Raw genomic sequence first — 24,099 nt, forward strand, 5'->3', positions numbered from 1 at the left:
TAGATGGTGTGGAGAGCTCCATGAACAACAGTCAATCCAATGATATTGAAAACATCTCTGTCCTTAAAGATGGCCCTAGTGCTGCCATTTATGGATCTAAAGCCGCCAATGGGTTGTTTGATCACGACAAAAAGGAAATGGGCGATCCGCAATTAACCTATACCGGTTATGCTGGCTGGCAAGATCCGACACGCTTACCTAAATACATGCGATCATACGATCATGCTGTTATCTTGAATGAAGCCTTGGCGAATCAAAAGTTAGCACTACGATTTTCAGAAGCAGACTTAGAAGGATTCAAAAATAAATCTAATCCCGATAAATACCCCGATACCGATTGGTTAGATTTATTATATTCTGGAAGCGGTCTACAGCAGTCACACAATCTGCAGTATTCTGGTGCTACCGAAAAGGTAAATTACATGGCTTCTTTGGGTTTCATGGATCAGAAAGGTGTTATTGATGTCGCTAAATCAGACCGTTATAACTTTAGAACAAATCTAGGAGCTAAAATTACATCAAAGCTTTCGATGAATTTAGGTTTATCCTACAACTATCAACGGATCAATGAACCTGTAAATCCATATACAGGAGATATGGCTCAAATTTTTAGGCAGGCCAATCGGATACCTTCTTTCATTCCCTATAAATACTCCAATGGATATTATGGCTATTACGGTGATGGAAATCCCATTGCCTGGTTAGATATGAAATCAACTGATGCCATGATCTATAAACATGCCAACATCAATGTATCCGCTGAGTATCAAATCGTAGAAGGACTGAAATTTAAGCAGGTCGTGAGTTTCCAGCCTAGAGATAATATGTCCTCAAAATTTGTAAAGGAAATTCAATTCTATGATAACACCACAGGTTTACCAAGTCAAAAACAAGGTGTAAATAACTTAACGGTTTATAACAATCAAGAAGAATTATTAACGCTTCAATCCTTACTAACCTATGACAAGACTTTTGGTAAGCATCAACTTAATGTCTTAGGTGGTTTTATGGACGAAACAAGACGTGCCGATTTTTCAAGTGCATACCGTCAAAATTTTTTAGGAACTGAATTACAAGAATTAGTTCTAGGAGACCCCTCTGGACAAGTGGCAAATGGTGGAGCTAAAAAATTGATTTTAAGATCCTATTTTGGTCGTATAAATTATGTATTTGCTGATAAATATTTATTTGAAGCCAATGTGAGACGAGATGGCTCATCCAGATTTGTCAGTAGCAATCAGTGGAACACATTCCCATCATTCTCTGCAGGATGGCGAATAGCACAGGAAAATTTCTTTCAGAATTCAGGTTTAGCAAATTCCATATCTGAATTAAAACTTAGAGGTGGATGGGGTATTTTAGGTAATCAAACCTTAACTGGCGTAGGTGAAAACGCTTATCCTACCAATGACGAGTGGTATCCAGGTATTTACACCATCAACTCTGGCTTTAACTATGCATTTGGCAATGCCTTATCGTCTGGAGGTACCGTTTCTGTTGCAGCAAATCCAGCTTTGCTTTGGGAAAGATCAGTAAGTTCCAATATCGGTTTAGATTTAAACTTTAAAAACAACTGGAGTTTTGTAATCGATTATTTCAATCGCACGACCGATCGTTTGTATACAACTTTACCTATACCAATTCAATTTGGACTTCCTTCTCCGACTCAAAATGCAGGAAAAGTTAGAAATAGAGGTTTAGAAGTTCAAGCAAATTATGCTAATAGAGCTGGAGAGTTTAAATTTGACATTGGTGCAAATGCATCTTACATTAAGAATGAGATCCTAGAGTGGAAATCAGATGCCGCAGAGCCACATTCTACATTTTATGTCCGCGATCGTGGTTTACCACTTCGTTCATTTTATGGTTATGAGACATTGGGCATTTACCGTTCCGATGAAGAGTATATTAATTCCAAAGTTACAGGTGTCACAGGAGATGTTGGCGCTGGAGATTTAATCTATAAAGATCAAAACGGTGATGGTAAAATCGATGGTAATGACCGTGTTTATCTAGGCTCCCCTGATCCAAAATTCATTTTCGGCCTTACAACTAATTTCTCATACAAAAATTTTGATCTTAATATGTTTTGGCAAGGCGCTGCTGATGTAAAAGGATACCTCTGGGGTGAAGCCTTAGGTAGCATTACCGGTTCGGATAAACCAACAGAAATTTATGCCGACCGTTTCCATATTGTCAATAATCCAAATGGTTCTATGCCTCGAGCGTTAACCTCTTGGAGTCAAAATTCAGCATCTACTAATCCTTCCGATTTTTGGGTTCAAAATGCAAGCTATGTCCGCTTAAAAAATATCACATTAGGATACAATATACCACAAAGTGTATTGAACAAAATTGGTATCAAAGGAGCGAAAGTATACTACAGTGGTCAAAACTTATTGACAATTACAGGATTTGCCAACGGATTTGATCCAGAAGCACCAGCAGATTCAAGAGGAAATTATTACCCACAGGTAAAGACCAATATTTTTGGTTTGAATGTTAACTTTTAAAAGAAAAAAAATGTTACGTAAATATAAATACATCATATTGGCATGTGCCTTAGGGTTAGCTTCTTGCGAGTCATTAGACCAACAGCCATTAGACCGATTAAGTGAAAAAACGTTTTGGACGTCAGAAAAAGAAACACTTTTTGCAGTAACGGGATTATATAATGGATGGGAGTCCGGCAGCCAGATCTTTTACATGGATTGTGCCTCAGACAATTCACATAATGATTTTTCACACGAAGGCTTTCAACAAATCGGTAATGGATCATTCAACCCGACAAACCCAGGTAATGCGAGTTCAAGATTCACCTACACACATATTAGGAGAGCAAACTGGATTTTAGAGAATATTGATAAAGCTCCAATTGCTGCTGATTTGAAGAAAAGATTAACAGCAGAAGTAAAAACACTGCGCGCTTATCGATACTTAGATTTAGCCATTCTTTTCGGAGATGTGCCCTTAATAACCAAAACCTTAGCCATAGAAGATTCTGCCGTTCCAGCTAACCCGAGCAGAAGTATTCAAATTTATCGAAGATGAATTAATAGCTGCAGCAGCAGATCTACCTGTCGTTCAAGCAGAAAAAGGAAGAATGACAAAAGGGGCAGCCTTAGGTTTTTTAGCTAGAACATATGCTTTTCAGAATAAACATGCTGATGTTTTGAAGGCAACTCAACAAATCATAGATTTCAACCATTATCAATTATTTAATGACTATGCTAATCTGTTTGAGGCCGCTAACGAAAATAACTTAGAAGTCATTTCAGATATCCAATATATAGAAAATACATTTGGTTATACTGAGCTAGGTATTATGATGCCGAATACCATCGGGGGTTGGAGTTCAATTATTCCTGTCCAAAATCTTGTGGACGCATATGAAACGAAAGACGGAAAAACCATTGCTTCCTCTACGACTTACAACCCTGCCAAACCATATGATAATAGAGATCCAAGACTAGCTGCTACTATTGTATACCCTGGAGCATTGTATGCTGGAAAATACTTCGACCCATTAGGCGATACCAAAGATCACCCAGCAAGTGCAGATAACGCATCTAATTCAGGATATAATTACCGTAAATATCTTCAAAACCCTTCATCTTATAGTAATGTGTGGAATGTAGGCGTGAATATTATTGTACAAAGATATGCGGAGATTTTACTGCTAAATGCTGAAGCTAAAATTGAACTAAATCAAATAAATGCTACAGTTTATGATCAACTGAACAAGGTAAGAATAAGAGCAGGTTTACCAAAAGTAAATGAATCCGAATATGCCTCTCAAGCTAAGCTAAGAGAGCTGGTTAGGCGTGAATTTAGAGTTGAATTAGCAGGTGAAGGCAGACGTAGATTTGACATTATACGTTGGGGTATTGCCCAAGATGTAATGAATACAACTGTTTATGGAAGTTTATCTAAAGGATCAGTTAATTCGACTACAGGTGAAGTTACTTTTACAAATTTAACCGATAGATTCCTGGTGGAAAAAAGAACGTTTACTGCTGGTAAAAATGAACTTTGGCCGATACCACAAAGTGCCATTGATGCAGGAAAAGGAAGTTTAGTTCAAAATAAAAATTATTAAATAAGCATTTATCAATTACAAGAAAGGCTGCCTCTACTTATGTGGGGGCAGTCTTTTTTTGCATTTTCGAACCGAAAGATTTATATCTAATCTTATCATTATTGTAAAAGACTATTACTACAAATAAATTTAAACTCAATAAATCCGATCCGCAAAACAGCGTTAACACTCGCCACATGCATACCTATAAAAAACTAATTTTCAAAGCAATAACAAGAGTGAAAACCATATATTATGTACTACATAATTTGTGATTTATAAAAATACTACATATATTGGGTATCTAGAAAACCGCTTTATGAAAAACACTCAATTTGGGGATGACGAGCTATTGATAAGTTGAGGGATAATGACCATTCAGCACTTACCGCTATATACAATAAGTACTGGAAAAACTTATACCAATCCAGTTACCGTATATTGCAGGACCATGACAAATGCGAAGATGCCATTCAGGAAGTATTTGTTAACCTCTGGGAAATCCGTTCAAAACTGTTCATTAAAATATCTTTAAAATCATATTTATACGCATCTGTACGTTATGAGGTACTGAGACAATTGAGACGTAATACTATTACAGAAGATATTGTAAATTTTATGGATACGCTGAGCACCGATAGCAATCAAGAACTATTGGAATATAAGGAACTCGATCAACAGATCAATCAGATCATCGATGCACTTCCCTCCCGTTGCCAAGAAGTTTTTAAGTTAAGCCGTCTGGAGCATCTTTCACATAAAGAAATTGCTGAAAAATTGGCCATTAGCACGAAAACAGTTGAATATCATATATCAAATGCGCTACTATTCTTAAGGAGTAATCTGGGAAAAACCCTCAGCGTGGAGTTATTTATGGTTCTTCTACTCCATCCTTAAAAAAAATCAATTTTTGCCTAGGGATAGATCATCCCTTTTACTCATATATACATATAACCATAAATTTGACACAAAAAGAAATTCTAGCATTACTGGATAGGTATCTCGCAGGTGAAACATCTTTCGAAGAAGAACAGCTATTGTCCAGATTTCATGAGACCTATGGTAAGGGAAAAGAATTGGACGAAGCATTCTTTACAGATGAGCGCCGATTGGCGATTTTATCCAAGATTGAAAATCAAATCCATTTTCAAAAGAGCAGATTTATAAATTGGAAACGATGGTTTCCGGTAGCTGCGGCAGTAATAATCATGCTGAGCATTACTGGAATGCTTTATTTCAATCAAAAGCTTGAAAATACTTCCAAAGTAGACCTGTCTCAACAAGCTGAACAGATCATGCCAGGAACGAATAAAGCCATCTTAAGACTTGCGGATGGAACCACTATTTCACTTGATGATAGCAATAGCAGTAATCTGACATTGTTAAAAGAAAAAGGTTTGACGGTGAAAAGCAATCATGATGGCCAGCTCCTGTATATCATTGCGGATACAAAAGCAAAAGGATTGAAAGGTACCAATAGCATAGAAACACCTCGTGGGGGCAAATATGAAGTTTTACTTCCAGACGGAACACATGTCTGGTTAAATTCAGCATCTTCTCTCTCGTACAATTTAGATTTTAGCCACCAAAGAAAAGTACAGCTGCAGGGAGAGGCATACTTTGAAGTGGCAAAGAAAAAAGTTCCATTTACTGTGCAGCACGGCATGCAGGAAATCCAGGTTTTAGGGACCCATTTTAATGTAAATGCTTATGAAGATGAAAGCTATTCAGAAACTACCCTGCTAGAGGGGCAAATTACACTTCGATCATTACATGGAAAAGATGAAAAAACCATTCTCATGAGGCCCAATTTTAAAGTAACGACCGATCATCATTCTGGCCTATCAAAACAGAGCATAGCCGATATAGAATCTGTTATGGCTTGGAAAAATGGTGATTTTCTATTTGAAGATCAAGAACTAGCGTCCATATTACGTGTCATTGCAAGATGGTATGATGTAAAAGTGGATTATAATTCACTTCCAAGAACACGCTATACACTACAATTATCCAAGCAAGTACGACTTTCAGATGTATTGAAAATGCTGGAAAAGACAGGACCGGTCAAATTCCAATTCGAGCAAAATACGATAAAAGTTGAAAAATAATTATCCATTCAAAACCTACTTAAAAATATGCCTATGATAAAAAACAACTAAACAAATATCTAAAAACAAAAAAATCCAGTTGCACCGCCATGCAACTGAACCAATTAAAAGGTAACCAAATAAACTTAAAGTATTACTAATCAATCACCTAATGAACAAATGTATAAATAAAATGATGCATTGTAGGGAATTATTTTTCATTTTTTTGAAGGAAATCCCTGCAATCTTATGTAATGGTTTTTTCCTAAAAATGAAAATAACAACTTTCCTTATTATTGTGAGCTTACAGGTTTCCGCCAATGTATTGTCCCAAGAAATAAGCTTAAGCGTAAAAGAAGCCCGCTTAAAAGAAGTACTCGTCAGTATTCGAAAACAGACAGGAATCAGGATGGTCTATAATACAGAATTAATCGGCAAAGCAAAACCTGTTTCTGTAGATATAAAAGATTGCCGTTACAACGTACCCTGGAACTGGTATTAGCAGAACAGCCCTTTGATTACGAATGGAACGGCAATACAATTTTGATAAAGCCTAAATTGGAAACCGTCAAAACCGTGATCGTAGAACCTGTACAAACACAATTGGTTGTTTACGGTAAAGTCTATAAATCTGGCAACAGTCCTTTATCGGGAGTAAGCATCAGAGAAAAAGGGACAAATAATGGTACAACTACAAATGAAAATGGCACATTCACCTTAACCGTAAAAGATTCCAGATCAACCTTAATTTTTAGTTATGTAGGCTTTAAAACAATCGAAAATATCGCTTCAGCGCAGATGAGTATCACTCTGGAGGAGGACGCTTCTGCCATGGACGAAGTTGTCGTCGTTGGCTATGGCACACAGAAAAAAATAAATTTGACGGGTTCCGTCTCTACGGTCAGCGCAAAGCAACTTGAGTCCAGACCTGTGCAAAACTTAGGACAGGCCCTACAAGGAATGGTACCGGGACTAAATCTGCAAACTGCCGGTCTAGGTGGCGAACTTAACCAAACCATGAGTGTCAATATACGCGGAGCAGGTACAATCGGTGTTGGTTCCTCTTCATCTGTATTGGTATTGATCGATGGAATGGAGGGCGATATGAATGCGCTAAATCCTCAGGATATCGAAAATATATCCGTTTTAAAAGATGCCGCTTCAGCCGCTATATATGGCTCTAGAGCTCCTTTCGGTGTTATTTTAATTACAACAAAGGCAGGGAAAATCGGAAAACCGGTGGTCAATTACAACAACAATATCAGGTTAAGTGCACCACGAGGTTTACCAACCATGCTGGATTCTAAAACATTTGCTTACTATTACAATGAAGTCGCAGCGAATGATGGCGAAGCGGCCAAATTTTCACAAACTGTCCTTGATAAAATCATTGCCTATCAAAATGGAGAAATCAGTACCGTCTCCACAGCGGGTGCAGATGGAAAATGGCAGTACTATACCGGATCGAACGCCAATACCAACTGGTTTGAAGAATTTTATAAAAACTTCTCCACTTCACATGAACATACCATGAGTGTGAACGGTGGATCAGACCGTGTTAAATATTATTCTTCACTGAATTATATGGATCAGGATGGTTTAAATAAATATGCAAACGATAATTTCAAACGTTTTTCATTTGCTACAAAATTAGATATCAAAATTTCCGATAAGCTAGATCTATTAACAAATACCCGGTTTGTAAGAGAAGATTTTGATAAAGCAACGCATATGAATGACCTTTATTATCATAATATAGCCCGACGCTGGCCAACCGTTCCTGTACGCGATGATAATGGATTCTTTTCAGAACCTTCAGAAATAAATCAATTACTGGACGGAGGACGTACCAACTACCAAAAAGACTTTTTATATCAGCAGATCCAGTTAAAATATCAACCGGTCAAAGGTTGGAATATCACCGGTAATGTCAATTACAGAATCACCAATAGGAATGATCACGGGGAAATCTTAAAAGCTTATGCTTATGCAGTAAACAAAGAACCTTTCCTTGTTCCGGTCGGATACAACAGTGCTGGCGGAACCAGTGTCGGGGAAACTGCTCGAAAAGATGAATACTTCAGTACCAATTTATTTTCAGACTATAGTTTCAATATTGCCGAAGACCACCAGTTTACAGTTCTGGCAGGATTCAATTCAGAATTGAATAAGTACAGAACGCTAAGCGGTAATATGAGTGGTTTGATCACAGACGATATCCCTACGTTAAATACCGCAACATTAGATCCGAAAACCAATGGTGGGTATCAGCACTGGGCTATTGCAGGATTTTTTAGCCGGGTCAATTATAGCTATAAAGACCGTTACCTCTTGGAATTAAATGCCCGTTATGATGGTTCATCCCGATTTCCGAAAGACCTAAGATGGAATCTCTTCCCTTCATTTTCTGCAGGCTGGAATATCTCCAACGAAGCCTTCTGGCCTCTAAAATCTGAAATATCCTTATTCAAACTTAGAGGATCATATGGAGAACTAGGGAATCAAGGAACAGACAACTGGTATCCTTTCTATTCCATCATGCCGGTTACAGCTGGACAGGGTAGCTGGTTACTCAATGGTGTGAAACCAAATTCGGCAAGTGCTCCAAATTTAATCTCCTCTTCTTTAACCTGGGAACGTGTTTCCAGCTGGAATCTGGGATTGGATGTCGCGGCTCTCAACAATCGCTTAGGACTCGCATTTGATCTCTATAAAAGAAATACCTATGACATGATTGGTCCAGCACCCGATCTACCTGCGATTTTAGGAACAGCGGTACCTCGCATCAATAATTCAGAAATGTACTCTAAAGGGTTTGAAGTTGAACTTTCATGGAAAGACGATATCGGAGATTTCAACTATGGCGTACGTGCTGTATTATCAGACGATCAACAGACCATCACCAAATACCCTAATTCAACCGGAAATTTTACCCAATGGTACAACGGTAAAAAGAACGGAGAGATCTGGGGTTACACAACGCTAGGTATCGCACAGACTCAGGAGCAGATGGATGCACATATTGCCAATACCAAACAATCTTTCGCTACCAAATGGCAAGCAGGAGATGTTATGTATTTGGATAAAAATGGAGATGGACAGGTAAATAATGGAGCAAGTACCTTGGCCAATCCTGGTGATATGAGCATTATCGGCAATAGCCTACCCCGCTTTAGATACAGTTTAGATCTTACTGCCAATTATAAAGGATTTGACGTTAGGGTATTTCTTCAGGGAATTGGAAAACGGGATCACGTGCCCAACGGACCTTATTTCTGGGGTGCCAATGGCGGTATGTGGCAATCGGCAGGTTTCCAGGAAAACATGGATTTCTTTAGGGACGAGAATTCAGTGATGGTACAGAACGGTGTGCTGGGGATCAACACCGATGCTACCTACCAAGACCTTATTTCAACACCCAAAAGAACCAGCAGACCCAGACACGATATATACAGAATGCCGCTTATCTACGGTTAAAAAATGCGCAGCTCGGCTATACCTTCAACCCTGCTTTATTATCAAAGATCGGACTGTCAAAAATCCGTGTATATGCTTCCGGAGAGAATCTATTGACATTTACAAAAATGGCAAAAGTATTTGACCCGGAGACGGTAGGTTTAGGAGGATGGAACGATGGTAAATCGTACCCGTTCTCAACCATCTATTCTTTTGGATTAAGTGTGAATTTTTAATGATTTGAATAATGAAAAAGAGCTATATAAATAAGATACAACAACTCTGCGCAGCGGTACTTGCCTTTAGTACATTATTATCCTGTAATAAATATTTGGATAGAGCACCTTTGTCCGATGTAACACCCTCAGAGTACTTAAATACAGAAGCTGATCTCGCTGCATATACCATTACCCGTTACAATTTCCCAACACATGGAGGTTGGGGATTGGGTACATTTGCTAATGATAACGGGACAGACAATCAAGTGACTTCGGGCTATGCGACACGTTGGGTACCTGGCGAATGGCGAGTAGGCGCTACAGGTGGAGACTGGGATTTTACGAATATCCGTCAGGTCAATTATTTCCTCGAATCGGTACTTCCCAAATGGAAAAGTAACAGCATAACCGGCAATAAGCTCAATATTGAGCATTACATCGGTGAAGCCTATTTCTTACGGGCTTATGAATACTTCAACAAAGTACAGGCATTGGGAGATTTCCCCATCTTAAAAAATACCGTAAAAGATAATCTGGAGGAATTAACCGTCATTTCTACTCGTAAACCGCGAAACGAAGTTGCCCGTTTTATCATCGCAGATCTGGATTCAGCGGCTACTTTACTCAGTACAACAACTGCTTCCGGAAAAACTCGGATCACCAAAAATGCAGCACTATTGTTAAAATCCCGTGTGGCACTGCATGAAGCTACCTGGTTGAAATACCATAAAGGAACTGCTTTAGTACCCGGCGGACCGGGATGGCCAGGAGCAAAATCAAATCCTAATTTCGCCATGAACATCGATCAGGAAATCGACTACTTCCTGACACAGGCCATGGAGTCTGCGCAGTTGGTAGCAGATGGAGTAGCATTAGTTAACAATACAAAAGATAATGGCTTTAATTCATCCAATAATCCTTACTTCAAGATGTTTGGTGATTTTGACCTAAATGCCTATAGTGAAGTGCTTCTTTGGAGACAATATAGCCTACCCTTAAATGTTACACATGCTGTAAACCATTACATGAATAGAAATGCAGGGAATTCGGGATATGCAAAAGGATTAGTAGAAAATTTTACCATGGCCAATGGATTACCGATTTATGCCGCAAATTCAGGATATAAAGGCGATAATTTAATCAGCGATGTAAAGATTGACCGCGATAACCGTTTACAGATCTTTATGAAAGCTCCGGGAGAGTTAAGCTATACCGATCGAAAGAATACCAATGGGCAAGATATCGTAGAGGGAAAACCGGATATTTTGGGTATTGCTGAAACTCGATATGTAACAGGTTATGCCCTTAAGAAAGGGTTCAATTACCTGATTGCACAATCCGAAGGTGCAACAAGCACCACCGGTTCTATTGTATTCAGAGCCGTTGAAGCTTACTTAAATTATATCGAAGCCAGTTACCTTAAAAATGGTTCGGTCAATGCTAAGGCGCAGGCATACTGGACGCAAATCAGGGAGCGTGCTGGAGTCAACACCGACTATATGAACACGGTCAATAACACCGATATGAATATGGAAGCAAAAGGTGATTTCGGAGCTTATTCTGCAGGACAATTATTATCGGATAAAGTTTTATATAATATCCGGAGAGAAAGACGCTTGGAATTAGTCGCTGAGGGCATGCGTTTTACAGATCTAAAACGCTGGAGAGCATTGGACCAACTTGCGGCAAAACCTTATATTGTTGAAGGCATGAAAATATGGGGACCTATGCAAGAATGGTATAAAGATGAAAAAGGAGTTTCATCGTTGATACAGCCAAATACTGCAGGAAAAACAGCCAATGTTTCCCTGCAGTCTGAAAGCAATTATCTTAGACCTTACCGCATCAACTTAGCGGCAACCAATTTAGTCCTCGACGGGTATAAATGGATCAGTGCACATTATTTAAATCCAATTGCTATGAGCCACTTTACCATAACTTCACCAGACGGCTCACCGGAATCGTCAAGTATATACCAAAATCCAGGCTGGCCATTAATGGCCAATCAAGGAGCAACGAATTAAACATACTGAAGTACCATACTGCATACCAGCAGTATGGTAGTATTACCCCATGGTGAGACTATTGACACAAGAAAGGCTGCTTAAATGATCTAAGCAGCCTTTTTGTTTAAAGTAATTAAACCATATTACTTTTAGAAGAGATCTGATTTAATTTAGCATTCTACCATCCGGGATTTTGTCCCAGATTTGGATTTCTTTCCCATTGTGTCTGTGGCACAGGCCATAGGTAGTTTTTAGGATTTTCAAAAGCACGATTCCACTGCACGATCAAAAACCCATCTTTATTTTTACGGTAAGCCGCACTCGCTAATTGTGGGAACCACGAAACTTTCACTCCTTCTATATCAGCAGCAAGGCGACTTCCTTCCTTCCATCTACGTACATCAAAGTATCTTTGCCCCTCAAGTGCAAGTTCCACCCGTCGCTCCCTGCGGATCTCCGTACGTATATCCATGCCGTGTTGCGCTAAAAAACTCAGCTCCATCCGTTTCATACCAACACGGTCACGCAGCAAATTGATTGAGATATCAAGATCAGCCTGAGTCAGTTTCCCCTGTTCCATCCGCGCTTCCGCATAGGTTAGCAACACTTCTGCATACCGAATATGATGAATATCATTATCATCTCTGTTATAATTTGGAACAGCAGATAGCTCCACATATTTTTTATAGTAATAGCCAGTTGTGGTAACCGATCCACGACCATCTTGGCTAAATTTAGGAACTTGAAAGATCGTTGGATCAGGATTGCTCGCAATCGGTCTACCATCATAACGTCCACCCCATTTATCTCCCGGCACTAAGATCGTCTGGGTCATTCTCGGATCTCTGTTTTTGAAGACATCTGCATAGGAATCATCCTTATACAGCGGGGATTTTTCGATCGGTAAACCATCAGATGATAAGTAGGAATCAACCAGCGATTTTGTCGGCACAAAACGAGCAAACTGATCAGGTACGTGAATCTCCCTACTTAAATTATGCATAATAATATCCATTTTATGCAACCTTGCAAATAGTGTCTCCTGATTTTTTCCCATAGCCAGTTTACCATTTCTCGTAAAAAGGTCTTGATAGGCAGTTTTCGGATTCCCTGTTGTATACAACTTATAAACGCCTAGATCCATAACATCTTTAGCTGCTTTCTCAGCGATTTCATATCGTCCATACGCCAGCGCAATGCGCGCTTTTAAGGCTAGTGCAGTACCTTTGCTGATACGACCTAAATCATCCCCCGAAGGAATTGCTTGTGGAAGCACAACCGCCGCATCATCCAATTCCTTCAATAGGAAATCCACCACTTCAGCTTGCGGTGTTCTTGCATCATATAACTCCGGATCACCTGGATTCAGTGGTACTAAAGACAAAGGAATATCTCCATAAAAAGAAGTCAAAAAGCTATATCCCAAAGCTCTGATCACACGAACTTCTGCGGCAAGTCGTTCATTAGCTCCCGGTGTTGTTTCTTCCGCATTTTTGTACTTTTCCAAAAAGACATTACATTCTCGGATATCGCGGTACATATTTCGCCATTCAGCATCCACTGTAGGTTGAGTGACCGGAAATACACCAGAACCGATATCTTTATATTCTGTTGTTGTCGGCCACATCGTATTTTCGGCCAAATTTTCCATATCGACAATATTCTTCGCTTTTACGCGCGAGTAGATAGCTGTAACCGCCATCTCCAACTGTTCTTGAGTCTTCCAGTAAGTATCATCAACGATTTCATCTTGCGGATAGCGATCCAGAAATTTATTACAGCTGCTCAGCGTAACCATGCCTATAAGCAAAAGCATCACTCTTAGTGTATTGTTTTTATATTTTTGAAGTAACATGATCTAGACTATTTAAGGTTGAAATTTAGACCGACAACATACGTTTTAACTTGCGGATAATAACCTCCCGTATTACCCGCTGGTATTTCAGGATCATAACCTTTATAGAAGTTAGTTTTGGTGAAGAGATTATCCGCAGAGAAATATATTCTCAATTTAGAGACTCTAATCTTTCCATCATCGCTGTTGGAAAAGTATACCCGATCTGTATATTTTTTAACCTAAGGTAAGCCGCATCTTCTAACCATTTGGACGATAAACGTGTATTGTGGGTACGCATATAAACCAATCTTGGATAAGATGCATCGGTGTTGTCTGGAGTCCATCTGTCCAGGTGCACATCTTGTGGCATAGCACTGTTATTGATAAAAGGATGGCGCGCAGCACCGCCCAAATATCCGTCAGCCTTGCCCACCCCTTGCAGGAAGAAGCTAAAATCAATGCCCTTATAGTCTAGGTCGCCTCTAAATCCGTAAGTATAGCGTGGAATTTCACTTCCCAAGATTACACGATCCTTCAATACGGTTATTTCTGTCGCATCCGCATCGGCAGGTTTATAAATCAAATCCCCTGGAGCTACCAGATCACCCTTTTGAAATGGAAACTTAGGAACATATTTTCCATCAACAAGATTAAAATCACTTTCTTGCGCAATTCGATCAGCCACAAATCCATAAAAAGCATCCAGTGGATATCCCTCCAATCGAACTTGATCCCCAAGGTTATTCGCGAAATTTTCCAGCTTGGTAATCTTATTTTTCACATCAGAAAGGTTAAAATTGGCGGCATACCTGAAATCTCCCACTTGGTCACGCCAACCCATAACCAGTTCCCAGCCTTTGTTTTGTACTGACCCGGAGTTTTGTGCAGGATAAGCAGTACCCACACCAATCACATCAGGTAATGGCGGATTTAAAATGATCGCATTCGTATTATTAATAAAATATTCTCCAGTCAGGCTTAACCTACTATTTAAAAAAGCAAGATCTAATCCCAAATTTGTTTTTTCAGCAGATTCCCAAGTAATAAATTGGTTTGGAATGAACGTTTGCCTAAAGCCCACCTGTCCTTCATCACCGATTGGGTTGTTACTCGTCATCTGTACAGAGGCCAAGGTCGCCATATAAGGAAAATCACGTCCTACTTTATCGTTTCCTTGTGTACCATACGAGAATCGGATTTTAGCCAGATCCCAGAATCCTTTCATTTTTTCAAAGAAATGCTCTTCACTCAATACCCAACCAGCAGAGAAAGATCCAAACCAGTTCCATCGTACATCCTTATGAAAGCGGGAAGAACCATCACGACGAAAATTACCTTCCAGCAGATATTTGCTTTTGTAGTCGTAGTTTAGTCTTCCGAAAAAAGACATTAGGGCATTCTGATTGCTGGAGCTACTGTTCAACTGGTTTTCCGTACCTACCGCGAGAGATTCCAGCTCCTGAACAGGGAGATTTTGCCTTGAAGCCCAAAAATCATTTCCAATAGTCTCTTCTGCTGAAAACCCCAACAATCCGGTGATGTTATGTTTATCTTGAATAGTTGTTATATAATTAGCGGTACCCACGAATGTTTGATAAGTGCCAGCGTAATGATCCATTTTGATACTATTAGGATTATTGGTCTGATAGATCAATTTATTATCATCGGGACTAAAATAATTGATGGTCTTAAGCAGTGTATTTCGCTTCGAATTATATTTTACCAAACCATATTGACCTTTTATATCGAGACCTTTCATCAGGTTGAGCGTCGCTGCGACATTGGCTGTAATTTCTTGCGAAGTAAAACGGTTGGTACCGCCATCGGTTGCCACCGCGACTGGATTACTTTGACCACCATGATATCCCCAGCTTCCATTTGAAAATCTTACTGGAACCAAGGGACGTATCGAAGTTGCACCAGAAAGTGCACCTGTACCCGATGCAGAACCGTAATAACCACGGTCAATGTAACCCAAGTTAGCATCTATCTTGACGCGATCGATCAGTTCCGTATTTAATCGTAAACGGGCATTATGACGTCCTGCTTTAAAATTATCACCTACTACCAGTCCACCCTCGCCAAGGTATCCATATGAAGCATAATAACTACTCTTTTCCGAACCGCCCTGTAGGCTCAAATTATAATTTTGTTGCGCAGCATTCCTCTTATATACTTCATCGATCCAATCGGTATTTGCAAAATAATTAAGATCAGTTCCGTTGCGCGCCGTTTCGATATCTTTTTCACTATAAGTAGGTCCTTGATTAGCATTGCTGTTTGCTTCATTCTGCAGCAACATATAATCGACAGAACCTAAAAAATTTGGTAAAGCGGTAGGAGTCTGGAGTCCATAGTAACTATTAAAATTAAGACTCGTTGTACCCGCCTTACCCTTTTTAGTGGTGATTAATATCACTCCATTTGCTCCGCGAACACCATAGATAGAAGACGAAGCAGCATCTTTGAGCACCGAAACGTTTTCAATATCGTCCGGGTTTAAAATATTGAGATTGCCCCCCGGTATCCCGTCGATCACTACCAAAGGATTCGCATCTCCCCAAGTACCTACACCACGGATTCGGATCTCAGGAGCAGAATTGCCCGGACTTGTATTCTGACTTCGGACTGTCAATCCAGGAAGCTGTCCCTGCAGTCCGCGACCTACATTTGTAATTGGCCTACTTTCAAGCTCCTTCCCGGACAAGGTCGCAACAGCACCCGTCATATTTATCTTTTTTTGCACGCCATAGCCTACGACTACGACCTCGTCCATCAGCTTTTCCTCCTGTTCAAGCTTAATCTCCAAAACCTGCTGATTACGAAGCATAATTTCCTGCTTTTTGAATCCCACAAAAGATATTATCAGTACGTCACCCACATTCGCCACGACCGAAAACTGGCCATCAACATCCGAAGCGCTTCCGCTTGCGGACTTCCTTTTACCATAACACTGACACCCGAAAGTGCTTCACCTGCAACATCAGTAATAAGCCCCGAAAAAACCTGCTGTTGGTCGGCATCCACCTTAATGAAACCGTTTTGATTTATGCGGCCCGTCATCTTCTTTCTTTGAATAACAATAGACTTTTCATCAATCGTATACCGGAGATTCCGAGGTTCCAACAATTTGTCCAATGCAGTGGTTAGCGGTTGATTGGTCAGATCGACATTCAAATTTTTCACATCATTGAGGATGTCACTTTTACATAGAACATTATAGCCCGTCTGATTTTTTATTTCCGTGAGAAAATGTACAAAAGACATATTTTTTTGTTTAATCGTTATGGTCTGCGCACGTAAAGTAGCATGAAGCTGCACAACGGAACAGAAAATATACAAGATCAAAAATTTCATCATGACAAAGTACTTAAAGTGCTGGGAATGGAATCGTTTAGCCATTCCGAGATTGTTTTTTTTCATTACCTTTGACTGGTTTAAGTTAAAATATAGTATCTACAATATGCGATTATCATTACTTGAACTTTCCTGCCGGAATAGTTAGCGCTATTCCGGTATTTAGTTCAACATTCCTGAGTAAAATTTATTTCATGAATGTTACCCTCCTTCCTTCAATTTTATAGTCAATATCTTCATCAGTCATTTTAATTAATCGCAGTACATGGCTAAAACGACTATTTCTTGTAATAGAGCCCCAGATTTTCATATTTTCGAGCTTTTTATCCAAAACCAATTCCACATCATACCAGCGAGCCAATTTTTGCATAACAGAAGACAGCGGTTCATTGTTAAATATAAATTCACCATTTTTCCAGGCAGTAAACTCCGAAATATTAACTGGATAAACGTTTATCTGTCCATCCTTAAAAGCTGCCTGTTGCCCCGGTATCAAAATATGAACAGGTTGGTTTTCATGAGATACCTGAATTTTACCCTCCGCGAGTGACACCAGTGAAACAGCCTCATCCTGATAAGCTGCAATATTAAAGTGAGTACCTAAAACTTCGACTGTCTGATCTCTCGTATGCACGATAAAAGGGCGTTTTTTGTCACTTTTAACTTCAAAATACGCTTCACCAGTTAATGTTACCTCGCGTTGATTTTTCGCAAAAGATTGTGGATAACTCAGTTTCGAGTCTGAATTGAGCCACACTTTCGTCCCATCAGAAAGCACGACTTGATATTCTCCCCCTCTAGGAACACTAAGAGTCATTAATTTAGTCGCAATCACGTTCTCATCAGCAATCACTGTCCCGTCAGTATATTTTAATGCATCCATCATGCTTATGCCATCATGAGCATCGCTCAAAACAAGACTCTTACCATCATTCATGCTTAACAAAGCACGTTTCTTTCCTGGATTGAAATCAGAGATAACAGTATGGTGCAGATATTTTATCGGCTTTTGCTGTTCTAATATCAGATAACCTGCAAGCAAGAATATCAAAAAACAAGAAGCAACAATATATAAATAGCGACGATTCCTAATCGGAAATATTAAGGTTTCTGAAGAGTCGTGCCCTTGTTTTCTTATCTTGATCAATAGATCATCCAATAAGATCTCTTCACGCTGCTGAGTATGAACGTGAAGAATCTGCTGATAATCCGCAACCGCACTTAGGATTTTCTCTTCCGAATCAAATTCTTGGAGGATTTCCTGCAATCTCGGATGATTTAACAGCATTTTTTCTAATACCCTTTCTTTTTCCGGAGATAGTGTTCCATGCACTTTATCCTTAATCAAAGAAACGATCTGATCTATTTGTTGCATATATAATTAGTAGTCCTTATTTATATAAACACAACAATTTGTAAAACCTTACATCAATTATACAACAAAAATAAAATTGTGTAAAAAGCACGTTAAAGACAACAATATTAAAATAGATCCTTAAATATGAACAAGAAAACACAGGAATTCTTTAAGTCTAATTTTTGGCGTAGGGTTGCCAAAGCGCGGGATTTATTAGCATAAACAGCATTGGGTGTCATCAGCAATTTGGCACTTATCTGTTCTATAGTAAGATCCTCCATAAAACTCATCTGAAAAATCATTTTCTGCTTTTCAGGCAACAGATTTACCTCTTCAAATATCTGGGTAAGTAACTCTGTGCGGACGATTTGCAGAAAAATATCCGAATCTTCAACAAGCACTTCTTCATAATCACTTATATCATCAATTTGCACAATAAACCTACTTTTCCTATTGCGGTTCAAACATAAGTTTTTCACCACTACATACAAAAAAGAACGGATCTTATCCACCTGTTCAAATTGACGCCTTCTTTCCCAAAATTTCAAGAACGCCTCAGAGACAACCTCTTCAGCTTCCTGTACAGATGAACAATATCTACGCGCAAAAAAAGTAACGACCTGTTGTACAACCGATAGATTGCGACCAAACCGTCTTCATTATCTTGACGAAGAGATTCAATAATTGATGATTGCTTCATTAAAATATTATTTACAAAATCACTGATAAAGTATTATCGACTCGATCAAGGCACCAAAAATATTAAATATTAGAATCAAAAATCATAAAAGGCTTGGTCAAAAAGAAACCATAACAATATGTTAATCTTTATTTTATATTAGCAGGTACGAGCTGAATATATTAATAAAATTTCAAAATCACAGTAGTTCATCCTCCTTTATTTCTTACGTTAAAAAAAGCAGCATAGGTTTCCAATAGCTGCTTTTGCTCAAGATGATTACCTAATAAATCTCAATACCACAATTTCATTACGGTTTAGTAATTCAGAATTAACAATTAGGAAACAGTAGTATTGTAACATTGCGACTTCTAAACAATACTAACTAATAATAATTTTATGATTAATCGCTACTTATTGTTAACCAATCTCTTGGGGGCATTATTTTATTTATCCAGTTGTGATAATAAAAATGAAATAACTGAAAAAGTACATGACCCTAGCAAACCGATCGTTCTTACCTCATTTTACCCGAATGAGGGTGGAGCACGAGATAAGATCCTTTTGGATGGGGAAAATTTCGGGAAAGATCCAAGTAAGATCAACGTATATTTCAATCATGCTAAAGCTTCCGTTATTTCTGCCAGTGGCAACCGAATCTATGCCATCGTACCGCGCTTGCCAGGAGCCGATCCACGCATTTCTGTTGTCATAGACGGCGATTCAATTGCCTATGAAGATTCCTTTATTTATCATACACAAGCACAAGTCACTACTGTAACCGGCAATGGCACAAAAAACTTTAAACCAGGTCCCCTTTCCGAAGCCGAAGTGTATGGCAAATATCTAGAATTAGATGCTGAAGGCAATATCTTTATGTCTTGGCGGGATGGAGGCAATCCCGCTACATTTGGAGTTGCTCGAATTAATGAACAACAAAACATTGTGACCCCCCTGATCGAATCAGAGGCAACCGGCCGTGTATTATATGCAAACGGATTGACAGTAGATCGCGCTACTGGAATGCTGACAGCTGCCCATGAATCGACCAAGGAAGTCATTTTTACGTTCGATCCACGAGAAGCCTGGTACCCGCGCCAGCGCAATGTTAAATATTCCACCGCACATTATAATTCCATTGTAGATGCCGATCGTTACAAAAATTTTGTTACGTTCTGTCCTTATGACGGCTACCTTTATACCCGCTACCGAGACGGAAAGATTGCCAAAATAGACCCGCAAACATTAGAGGCAACCATCGTACATCAAGGCCCGTATGGATCACAATATGGTCAAGCTATTAACCCCGCAAAACCTTGGTTGCTCTATATCACCCTGCATTCCAATGCTACACCAACAGAATTCAGACAAGGTATTTCTGTTCTCGATCTTCGTGATCCCAATGGGACCGGCGGTTTTAAACGACTTAACGCACCTGGAGGTAGTGGTTTTCAAGATGGACCACTTGCTGATGCCCTATTCAACTATCCAAAAGATATCAAGTTTGACAACAATGGAAACATGTTTGTCGCCGACTATGGCAACCATTGTATCCGTATGGTCTCTGCCGATAATATCGTCACAACAGTAGCTGGACAACCCGGTACAGCAGGATATAAAGATGGTGGCCCTATAGAATCACTGTTCAATCAACCCTGGGGAGTAGCAGTTAACGAGCAAGGTGATATCTATATCGCAGACTGGAGTAATGCCCGAATACGCAAATTAGTCATTGAATAATACATAAAGAGAAACCTTTCACAAAGCCCAGTTCATAGAGGATTTTCTTTAACAGCAAGAAGCTTAGAACAAGAACAAAAAAATAGAAAACAATACATATAACTACCAAAAATGAAGTTCATTCAAATTATGTGCATGCTGTGGTTCTGTCTCCTGCAGACGACAAGTTTTGCACAGCAAGTGAAAGAGTTGACGATTGCGGGCAACGTAGTGGATAAAGAAAATAATCCAGTTACCAGCGTATCCGTCTATATCAAAGACAAAGCTGCTATCGGTACATCGACCGACAGTGAAGGAAAATTTAGTATCAAAGCCAATTATGGTGATAAAGTTCTATTTAGTAATGTAGGCTACAATCCCTCCGAGCACTTAGCGATTGAATCAAAGAGTAATTTAACAATTACTCTTTCAAAAACAGTACGGCCCTCGATGAGGTTATGGTGGTCGGACTCGGTAATGTACAACGTAAGATAAGTTCGGTAGGAGCCATTACCACGGTAGACGTCAAACAACTTCAATCGCCAGCTCCATCGATAGCCAACCTGCTTGGCGGAAGGGCAGCTGGAGTAATCTCCAGACTAGGCAGTGGTGAACCAGGCAAAAACATATCGGAATTCTGGATACGTGGTATTGGAACATTTGGAGCCAATAACAGTGCCCTAGTACTTATCGATGGATTGGAGGGTGATCTCAATACCATCGATGCGGCAGATGTCGAGAGCTTCTCGATCCTGAAAGATGCTTCTGCAACCGCTGTATATGGTGTCCGTGGAGCAAACGGAGTCGTATTAGTTACGACCAAGAGAGGTCTTATCGATCGTATTCAGATTACGGCAAGAGCCAATACGACCCTCTCTCACCTCAACCGCTTGCCCAATTATTTACGCGCCCATGATTACGCCTTATTGGCCAATGAAGCAAGTGTGGTCCGTGGTCAAAGTCCCTTGTACAATCAAACAGAAATGGGTATCATCCGCGATGGTTTAGATCCGGATATGTACCCCGACGTGGACTGGCAGGATGAGATACTAAACGACAATTTTTGGCGTCAGAGCTACTATATAAGCGGACGCGGCGGATCGGAAGTAGCTCGTTATTTTATGAGTCTTGGCGGTAAGACTGAAACTGCGGCTTACAAAGTCGATAAAAATAGTGTTTACAGCTCCAATGTAGGTTTTAACACCTACAACTACCGCATCAATCTGGATGTCAATTTGACCAAAACAACCAAAGTTTTCTTGGGATCAGATGGCTTTTTATCCAAGTTGAATCAACCCGGATTGGCCAATACCGATTATATATGGGGAGCACAATCTAGCCTTACACCAGTATCGTTACCCACACAATATTCCAATGGCCTTCTTCCAGGTCTTGGCAGTGGAGATCAATCATCACCATATGTCATGATCAACCGCACCGGAAAAGCAGCAGATGAAGTGTACAAAGGAAAAACGACACTGGCCCTCAATCAGGATCTTTCGAAGTTTTTAGATGGACTTAAATTTCGCGTCCAAGGAGCTTACGATATCCACAGTTATTTTGAAGAGCGCAGACGAGTACAGCCTCATTATACAAAGCTTTAGGTCGAGCGGCAGATGGTTCACTCATTATGCAGGAAACCGTACAGGAGCAAAAAGCATATTACAGCAAGTCTACCAGACAATACCGCAAATATCACTTCGAGTCAGTTGTTAATTACGATCAGATCTTCGGAAGCGACCACCGCACTTCTGCATTGCTGTACTATTATATCAGTGATGCTAAGGACACTGACGATGCCACATCCAATCTCAGTGCTATCCCCATACGCTATCAGGGGGTATCCAGTAGATTGACCTATGGCTATCGGGATACCTATCTGGTGGATGTCAACTTTGGGTACACCGGTTCCGAAAACTTTCAGCCGGGAAGACAATACGGTTTTTTTCCTTCACTAGCCGTGGGCTGGGTACCTACTGGTTATAATTTCATGAAAGAATCCGCACCTTGGCTCAATTACCTGAAGATTAGGGCATCCTACGGTACTGTGGGTAATGATCGGATCTCATCCATCCGTTTTCCTTACTTAACAAAGGTGAACCAAGGCATTGGTAGTCCATGGGGTGTGCCCGGGATCGAGACACTCTTTGAGACCCGCATCGGAGCCGATAACTTAGCTTGGGAAAAAGCCATCAAATCCAATTTGGGTATTGAAGGTAAACTCTTCAACAATAAGGTCGATTTTGTCGTAGACATTTTCAAAGATCAACGTAACGGCATATTCCAGCAACGCGTTCAGGTTCCAGAATACGTAGGTGTTGTCTCCAATCCTTTTGCCAATGTGGGGCGCATGCAAAGCTCAGGGATGGATGGAAACATCAGCTATACCCACAATTTTTCACCCAACTTAGGCTTCACGCTGCGCGGTAATTTTACCTATACCAAAAATATGGTTCAAAACTGGGAGCAAGCCTATCTGGAATACCCTTATTTAGAATTCAATGGATTCCCGCTCGGTTCGATTCGCGGCTATCACTCTTTGGGACTCTTTAAAGACGAGGACGACATCAAATATAGCCCAAAGCAAAGCTTTGGAGAAGTACTACCAGGCGACATCAAATATAAAGATGTAAACGGCGATGGTATTATTGACAAACTGGATATGGTACCCCTTACTCATAGCAATTTACCATTGACCATGTTTGGTTTCGGAGGTGAATTTCGCTACAAGAAACTCACGCTAGGCGTATTGTTCAAAGGAACCGGAAAAACATCCTTTTTCTATGTCGGACAGCCCATGTCTGTAAACAATGAAACCAAAACGAATGGCATGGGTTATATGCCATTTTTCGAAGGAAATTTGGGGAATGTGCTGAGCTTGGCCGCAGATCCAAATAACAGATGGATTCCCAAGGATTATGCCCTAGCAAACGGTATCGATCCTGCATTGTCCGAAAATCCCAATGCGCGTTTCCCGCGTTTACAATACGGCAATAATGACAATAACAGTCAATTGTCCACGTTTTGGCAAGGCGATGCACGCTACCTGCGTTTAGAAGAGATCACGTTAAATTATAACCTGAATACAGCATTTTTCAAGCGCATCGGTATATCATCAATGGATTTACAATTCGTGGGCAATAATCTATATATCTGGGACAATGTCAAAATATTCGATCCCGAACAGGCTGCTTGGAATGGGCGTAAATACCCCTTACCATCGACTTATTCATTTCAAGTATACGTCAATTTTTAACGTATTTCCAATTTAAAAACATGAACCATGAGGGGCTACAATATGTGCA

16 protein-coding genes and 1 pseudogene are annotated in these 24,099 nt (G+C 39.9%); 12 read left to right on the plus strand and 5 right to left on the minus strand.

Annotated elements, in window-relative coordinates:
• From L950_RS11585 to L950_RS11615, 8 genes are all read left to right on the plus strand, one after another.
• Nucleotides 1-2,513, plus strand: a 2,513-nt coding sequence (locus L950_RS11585) for a SusC/RagA family TonB-linked outer membrane protein (protein ID WP_021191802.1), incomplete at its 5' end; no start/stop codon positions are given.
• A gap of 10 nt (nucleotides 2,514-2,523) precedes the next feature.
• The gene (locus L950_RS26425) at nucleotides 2,524-3,051 is read left to right on the plus strand and encodes a RagB/SusD family nutrient uptake outer membrane protein (RefSeq protein WP_197086391.1); all 528 of its coding nucleotides are present in this window, start codon (nucleotides 2,524-2,526) and stop codon (nucleotides 3,049-3,051) included.
• Nucleotides 3,052-3,103: 52 nt separating this feature from the next.
• The gene (locus L950_RS26430) at nucleotides 3,104-4,099 is read left to right on the plus strand and encodes a RagB/SusD family nutrient uptake outer membrane protein (protein WP_052764395.1); all 996 of its coding nucleotides are present in this window, start codon (nucleotides 3,104-3,106) and stop codon (nucleotides 4,097-4,099) included.
• A gap of 339 nt (nucleotides 4,100-4,438) precedes the next feature.
• Nucleotides 4,439-4,975 carry an RNA polymerase sigma-70 factor gene (locus tag L950_RS11595; RefSeq protein ID WP_021191803.1) on the plus strand — a complete coding sequence of 179 codons (537 nt, stop codon included), beginning with the start codon at nucleotides 4,439-4,441 and terminating at the stop codon, nucleotides 4,973-4,975.
• Between the two features lie 65 nt (nucleotides 4,976-5,040).
• Complete coding sequence (locus L950_RS11600; protein WP_021191804.1) at nucleotides 5,041-6,186, plus strand: FecR family protein; 1,146 nt, start codon at nucleotides 5,041-5,043, stop codon at nucleotides 6,184-6,186.
• 250 nt (nucleotides 6,187-6,436) lie between these two features.
• Complete coding sequence (locus L950_RS11605; RefSeq protein ID WP_156169663.1) at nucleotides 6,437-6,667, plus strand: hypothetical protein; 231 nt, start codon at nucleotides 6,437-6,439, stop codon at nucleotides 6,665-6,667.
• Nucleotides 6,634-9,642 (plus strand): SusC/RagA family TonB-linked outer membrane protein, encoded by a 3,009-nt coding sequence (locus L950_RS11610; RefSeq protein ID WP_197086392.1) that lies wholly within the window; start codon nucleotides 6,634-6,636, stop codon nucleotides 9,640-9,642. Before L950_RS11605 ends, L950_RS11610 begins: the two co-directional genes overlap by 34 nt.
• Nucleotides 9,643-9,868: 226 nt before the next feature.
• Nucleotides 9,869-11,863, plus strand: a complete 1,995-nt coding sequence (locus tag L950_RS11615; protein WP_021191807.1) for a RagB/SusD family nutrient uptake outer membrane protein — start codon at nucleotides 9,869-9,871, stop codon at nucleotides 11,861-11,863.
• Nucleotides 11,864-12,023: 160 nt separating this feature from the next.
• Here the strand turns inward: L950_RS11615 and L950_RS11620 are convergent, their stop codons facing one another.
• From L950_RS11620 to L950_RS11635, 5 genes and pseudogenes are all read right to left on the minus strand, one after another.
• Nucleotides 12,024-13,700 (minus strand): RagB/SusD family nutrient uptake outer membrane protein, encoded by a 1,677-nt coding sequence (locus L950_RS11620; protein ID WP_031289324.1) that lies wholly within the window; start codon nucleotides 13,698-13,700, stop codon nucleotides 12,024-12,026.
• 151 nt (nucleotides 13,701-13,851) lie between these two features.
• Nucleotides 13,852-16,572, minus strand: a complete 2,721-nt coding sequence (locus L950_RS11625) for a SusC/RagA family TonB-linked outer membrane protein (RefSeq protein ID WP_084825429.1) — start codon at nucleotides 16,570-16,572, stop codon at nucleotides 13,852-13,854.
• Nucleotides 16,548-17,105 (minus strand): STN domain-containing protein, encoded by a 558-nt coding sequence (locus L950_RS26435; protein WP_052764397.1) that lies wholly within the window; start codon nucleotides 17,103-17,105, stop codon nucleotides 16,548-16,550. Before L950_RS26435 ends, L950_RS11625 begins: the two co-directional genes overlap by 25 nt.
• A gap of 121 nt (nucleotides 17,106-17,226) precedes the next feature.
• Nucleotides 17,227-18,414: a FecR family protein gene (locus L950_RS11630; RefSeq protein WP_021191810.1), complete on the minus strand. Its 1,188-nt coding sequence runs from the start codon at nucleotides 18,412-18,414 to the stop codon at nucleotides 17,227-17,229.
• A 107-nt stretch (nucleotides 18,415-18,521) separates the two neighbouring features.
• Nucleotides 18,522-19,010 (minus strand): annotated as a pseudogene (locus L950_RS11635) (RNA polymerase sigma factor); the annotation flags it as partial.
• 464 nt (nucleotides 19,011-19,474) lie between these two features.
• On the opposite strand from L950_RS11635, the gene L950_RS11640 reads away from it, so the two are divergent.
• From L950_RS11640 to L950_RS35350, 4 genes are all read left to right on the plus strand, one after another.
• Nucleotides 19,475-20,815 carry an IPT/TIG domain-containing protein gene (locus tag L950_RS11640; protein ID WP_021191812.1) on the plus strand — a complete coding sequence of 447 codons (1,341 nt, stop codon included), beginning with the start codon at nucleotides 19,475-19,477 and terminating at the stop codon, nucleotides 20,813-20,815.
• Between the two features lie 111 nt (nucleotides 20,816-20,926).
• Nucleotides 20,927-21,289 carry a carboxypeptidase-like regulatory domain-containing protein gene (locus L950_RS32970; protein WP_231577167.1) on the plus strand — a complete coding sequence of 121 codons (363 nt, stop codon included), beginning with the start codon at nucleotides 20,927-20,929 and terminating at the stop codon, nucleotides 21,287-21,289.
• A complete protein-coding gene (locus L950_RS35345) occupies nucleotides 21,253-22,398 on the plus strand; it encodes a TonB-dependent receptor plug domain-containing protein (RefSeq protein WP_262507061.1) in 1,146 nt (381 codons plus the stop codon). Before L950_RS32970 ends, L950_RS35345 begins: the two co-directional genes overlap by 37 nt.
• 26 nt (nucleotides 22,399-22,424) lie before the next feature.
• Nucleotides 22,425-24,050: a SusC/RagA family TonB-linked outer membrane protein gene (locus L950_RS35350; RefSeq protein WP_262507062.1), complete on the plus strand. Its 1,626-nt coding sequence runs from the start codon at nucleotides 22,425-22,427 to the stop codon at nucleotides 24,048-24,050.
• Nucleotides 24,051-24,099 lie beyond the last annotated feature (49 nt).

The sequence above is a fragment of the Sphingobacterium sp. IITKGP-BTPF85 genome (assembly GCF_001006065.1).
GTDB classification, from domain to species: Bacteria; Bacteroidota; Bacteroidia; order Sphingobacteriales; family Sphingobacteriaceae; genus Sphingobacterium; species Sphingobacterium anhuiense.

Excerpts from the sequence above, each read along its gene's own strand:
- L950_RS26425 (WP_197086391.1), top strand. The coding sequence starts at position 2,524 with ATGTTACGTAAATATAAATACATCATATTGGCATGTGCCTTAGGGTTA.
- L950_RS26430 (WP_052764395.1), top strand. The coding sequence starts at position 3,104 with ATGACAAAAGGGGCAGCCTTAGGTTTTTTAGCTAGAACATATGCTTTT.
- L950_RS11605 (WP_156169663.1), top strand. The coding sequence starts at position 6,437 with ATGAAAATAACAACTTTCCTTATTATTGTGAGCTTACAGGTTTCCGCC.
- L950_RS11615 (WP_021191807.1), top strand. The coding sequence starts at position 9,869 with ATGAAAAAGAGCTATATAAATAAGATACAACAACTCTGCGCAGCGGTA.
- L950_RS11620 (WP_031289324.1), bottom strand. The coding sequence starts at position 13,700 with ATGTTACTTCAAAAATATAAAAACAATACACTAAGAGTGATGCTTTTG.
- L950_RS26435 (WP_052764397.1), bottom strand. The coding sequence starts at position 17,105 with ATGAAAAAAAACAATCTCGGAATGGCTAAACGATTCCATTCCCAGCAC.
- L950_RS11630 (WP_021191810.1), bottom strand. The coding sequence starts at position 18,414 with ATGCAACAAATAGATCAGATCGTTTCTTTGATTAAGGATAAAGTGCAT.
- L950_RS11640 (WP_021191812.1), top strand. The coding sequence starts at position 19,475 with ATGATTAATCGCTACTTATTGTTAACCAATCTCTTGGGGGCATTATTT.
- L950_RS32970 (WP_231577167.1), top strand. The coding sequence starts at position 20,927 with ATGAAGTTCATTCAAATTATGTGCATGCTGTGGTTCTGTCTCCTGCAG.
- L950_RS35345 (WP_262507061.1), top strand. The coding sequence starts at position 21,253 with ATGGTGGTCGGACTCGGTAATGTACAACGTAAGATAAGTTCGGTAGGA.
- L950_RS35350 (WP_262507062.1), top strand. The coding sequence starts at position 22,425 with ATGCAGGAAACCGTACAGGAGCAAAAAGCATATTACAGCAAGTCTACC.